Below are 3823 nucleotides of genomic sequence, written 5' to 3'. Positions count from 1 at the left end.
CCAGGTTCTGTACTTGTTCGCGCATCTGCTCGATGAGCAGCTTCAGTTCCATCGAAGCGTCGGCCAGTTCCTTCACCGATGCCTTGGCGCCGAGGGTGTTCGCTTCGCGGTTCAGTTCCTGCATCATGAAGTCGAGCCGCTTGCCGACCTGGCCGCCCTTTTTCAGGATGTGGCGCGTCTCGGACAGGTGCGCCGACAGCCGGCCCAGCTCCTCGGCCACGTCGATGCGGATGCCGTACAAAATCACTTCCTGGCGGATGCGCTCGAGCGCGTCCTGGCGCGACAGCGCCGAATTCGAGCCCTGGCAGGCCAGGCCCAGCGCGTCCTGCATGCGCTCGACGGCCTTTTGCTGGAACGCCGCCACCACTTGCGGGATCAGCGGCGTGATGCGCTTGACGATCACTTCCATCGCCTCGATGCGCGAGGTCAGCATGGTTTCCAGCGCCGCGCCCTCGCGCTGGCGGCTGACGATGAAGGCGGCGATGGTGCGCGCGGTCAGCGTGGCGACGTCGGCCTGCAGCGACTCCTGGCCGATCTGGGCTTCCTCGACGACGCCGGGCCAGCGCAGCAGCTCGGCCACCGTCATCGCCGGCGCGCCGGCAAAGTGCTGCGTCACTTCCTGCTGCAGCCGCGCCAGTTCCGTCAGCAGCGGCAGGTTCAGCGCCTGGCTGCCGGCGGTGGCGGCCTTGCGCCCGAAACTGAGCCTCAGTTCGACTTTGCCGCGCGTGATGGCGGCCATGATGGCGGCCCGCAAATCGGGTTCGAGCGCGCGCAAATCGTCGTTTATTCGGAACTGCAAATCGAGAAAGCGCGAATTGACGCTCTTGATCTCGATCGTCAAAGTCCCCGCCGCGCTTTCACTGGTGGCCACCGCGTAGCCCGTCATGCTGGAAATGCTCAATGGATGTCCCCGATTTAATCTTTACAAAACAGTGATTTATCCACACAATCCGTTTGTTAAGGCGAGGAACCATTATGGCTGCACAAAACAACGCTCCTCTACCCGATGGACTGGAACTTGCTGGATACCGCATTGTAAAGAAAATTGCGTCCGGTGGGTTCAGTATTGTTTACTTGGCGTATGACGCCGACGGTAGCGCGGTAGCGATCAAAGAATATTTGCCGAGCGCGCTGGCGCTGCGGCAGGACGGCGAGCTGGTGCCGACTATTTCCAAGGCCAATCTGGCGGTGTTCCGCATCGGCCTCAAATGCTTCTTCGAAGAGGGGCGGGCACTGGCGCGCATCGCCCATCCGAACGTGGTGCGGGTGGTGAACTTCTTCCGCGCGCACGAGACCGTGTACATGGTGATGGGCTATGAATCCGGCCACTCGCTGCAAGAGTATATCCAGCGCCAGCGCGGCAAGGGCCGCCGCCTCGGTGAGGCTTTTATCCGACAGATTTTCACGCAGGTGCTGATGGGGCTGCGCGAAGTGCACGCCAACCAGCTGCTGCACCTGGACCTGAAGCCGGCCAACATCTATCTGCGCACCGACGGTTCGCCGATGCTGCTCGACTTCGGCGCCGCGCGCCAGACCGCCGACACCGACATCCCCAAGTTGACGCCGATGTACACGCCCGGCTTCGCGCCGCCGGAACTGTACACGCGCAGCGGCGGCCTCGGTCCGTGGTCCGACATCTACAGCATCGGCGCGGCGCTGTTTTCCTGCATGGTCGGTTCGCCGCCGCAGCCGGCCGACCAGCGCAAGACCGAAGACAAGATGGCGGGCCACTACCAGAAGCTCGACGGCGCCTACTCGGCGCAGCTGATCGCGCTGGTGCGCTGGTGTCTGGAACTCGATCCGCTGGCGCGGCCGCAAAGCGTGTTCGCGCTCCAGCGCGAGCTGCAAATGGCGGTGCCGGCGGTCGCGCCGCAGCCGCCGCCGGAGCCGGGCGGCTGGCGCGGTCTGGCGGCCAAACTGGGCCTGGTGCGCAGGAAAACCGCGACCGCTCCCAGCACGCTGCAACCGTAGCGCGCTGCCCGCCGCCACGCCACCCGTCACCATGCCACCCCGTCACCTAGTCTGAAAGACCCGCATGCAATTCTCCGTATATCAGGAAAGCCATCTCGGCGGCCGCAAGGTCAACCAGGACCGCATGGGCTACAGCTTCACGCGCGACGCGCTGCTGCTGGTGCTGGCCGACGGCATGGGCGGCCACCTGCACGGCGAGATCGCCGCCACGCTGACGATGCAGACGCTGTCGGCGCTGTTCCAGGAACAGGCCGCGCCCTACGTGAAAAAGCCGGAGCGCTTTCTGGAGGACGCCTTCCTCGCCGCCCACCACGAAATCCACCGCTACAAGGCCGCCAACAACCTGCCCGACACGCCGCGCACCACGGTGGTGGCCTGCCTGATCCAGCACAACACGGCCACCTGGGCCCACTGCGGCGACTCGCGCCTGTACTGGCTGCGCGACGGCGAAATCCTCAGCCGCACGCGCGACCACTCGCACGTGGAAAACCTGATCGCCAAAGGGCTGGTGCCGGCGTCGGCGCGGGCCACGCACCCGGACCGCAACAAACTCTATAACTGCCTCGGCGCATTCAACGTGCCGAAGGTGGAAGTGTCGCGCCGCGCCAGCCTGCTGCCCGGCGACGTGGTGTTATTATGCTCGGACGGCCTGTGGGCCATGCTCGACGACGCCGACATCGCGCGCCGCCTGCGCACGCAAACCATCGTGCGCGCCGTGCCGGACATGCTCAAGGCGGCGCTGGCCATCGGCGGCGCCGGCAGCGACAATTCGACGGCGCTGGCCATCATGTGGCAGGGCAGCCTGGTGGTCGACGGCGAAAACACCGTCGCCGGCGAATTGTCGACGGTGCTGTCGACGGAAATCTCGACCGAAAGCCTGCCCGAAGGACTGGTCAGCAGCACCATGCACGGCGCCGGCCGCATGGGACCGGCCTCGGTCCCCGGCGAGGCCGGCGCCGACGCCGACGCCTTCAATGAAGACGACATCGAAAAAGCCATCGCGGAAATCCGCGATGCGATAGAAAAATCCTCCCAGATCTTGAAATAGGAATCCCATGACTTTTGTATCCCGCCCCAGCGGCCGCGCCGTCGACGCGCTGCGCGCCATCCGACTCACGCGCGACTACACCAAACACGCCGAAGGTTCGGTGCTGATCGAATGTGGCGACACCAAGGTCATTTGCACCGCCAGCATCGAAGACAAGGTGCCGGGCTTTTTGAAGGGTAAGGGCCAGGGCTGGCTGACGGCCGAATACGGCATGCTGCCGCGCTCGACCCACACCCGCATGGACCGCGAGGCGGCGCGCGGCAAGCAGTCCGGCCGCACCCAGGAAATCCAGCGCCTGATCGGCCGCTCGCTGCGCGCCGCGGTCGACCTGGAGGCTTTCGGCGAGCGCACGCTGCACCTCGATTGCGACGTGATCCAGGCCGACGGCGGCACCCGCACCGCGTCCATCACCGGCGCCATGGTGGCGGCGCATGACGCCTTCTCCAAGCTGGTGGCGCGCGGCGCGGTGCCGGCGATGCCGCTGAAAAGCTTCGTGGCGGCGATCTCGGTCGGGGTCTACCAGGGCATGCCGGTGCTGGACCTGGACTATGTCGAGGATTCCGGCTGCGACACCGACATGAACGTGGTGATGAACGACGCCGGCCACTTCATCGAGGTGCAGGGCACGGCCGAAGGCGCGGCCTTCGACCGCGCCGGCATGAACCGCTTGCTGGACCTGGCGCAGGGCGGCATCGCCGACCTGATCAAGCTGCAAAAGCAGGCGCTGGGCCTGGCTTAGGACACGGGGTGGGGGAGGCCGGCGCGCCTCCTTCGCCGGAGCGTGCTATTTCGCCATGCGGATTC

General features: G+C 65.7%; 4 protein-coding genes. 3 read left to right on the top strand and 1 reads right to left on the bottom strand.

Features of this window, described 5'->3' with window-relative positions; genetic code table 11:
* On the bottom strand, nt 1-886 hold an 886-nt coding region (locus Q0S71_RS26825), incomplete at its 3' end, for a YicC/YloC family endoribonuclease (RefSeq protein WP_296002666.1).
* An 89-nt stretch (nt 887-975) separates the two neighbouring features.
* Between Q0S71_RS26825 and Q0S71_RS26820 the strand changes: the two genes are divergently transcribed.
* From Q0S71_RS26820 to rph, 3 genes are all read left to right on the top strand, one after another.
* Nucleotides 976-1971, top strand: coding sequence for a serine/threonine-protein kinase (locus Q0S71_RS26820; RefSeq protein WP_296002665.1), 996 nt, complete (start codon nt 976-978; stop codon nt 1969-1971).
* Between the two features lie 64 nt (nt 1972-2035).
* Complete coding sequence (locus Q0S71_RS26815; protein WP_296002662.1) at nt 2036-3019, top strand: PP2C family serine/threonine-protein phosphatase; 984 nt, start codon at nt 2036-2038, stop codon at nt 3017-3019.
* A 7-nt stretch (nt 3020-3026) separates the two neighbouring features.
* Nucleotides 3027-3758, top strand: coding sequence for a ribonuclease PH (rph, locus tag Q0S71_RS26810; RefSeq protein ID WP_296002659.1), 732 nt, complete (start codon nt 3027-3029; stop codon nt 3756-3758).
* Nucleotides 3759-3823 lie beyond the last annotated feature (65 nt).

It is taken from the genome of Rugamonas sp., assembly GCF_025354735.1.
In the GTDB taxonomy this organism is placed as follows: domain Bacteria; phylum Pseudomonadota; class Gammaproteobacteria; order Burkholderiales; family Burkholderiaceae_D; genus Rugamonas.
The sequence above is the reverse complement of the archived record's forward strand: the minus strand, read 5'-3'. Positions and strand labels throughout refer to the sequence as shown.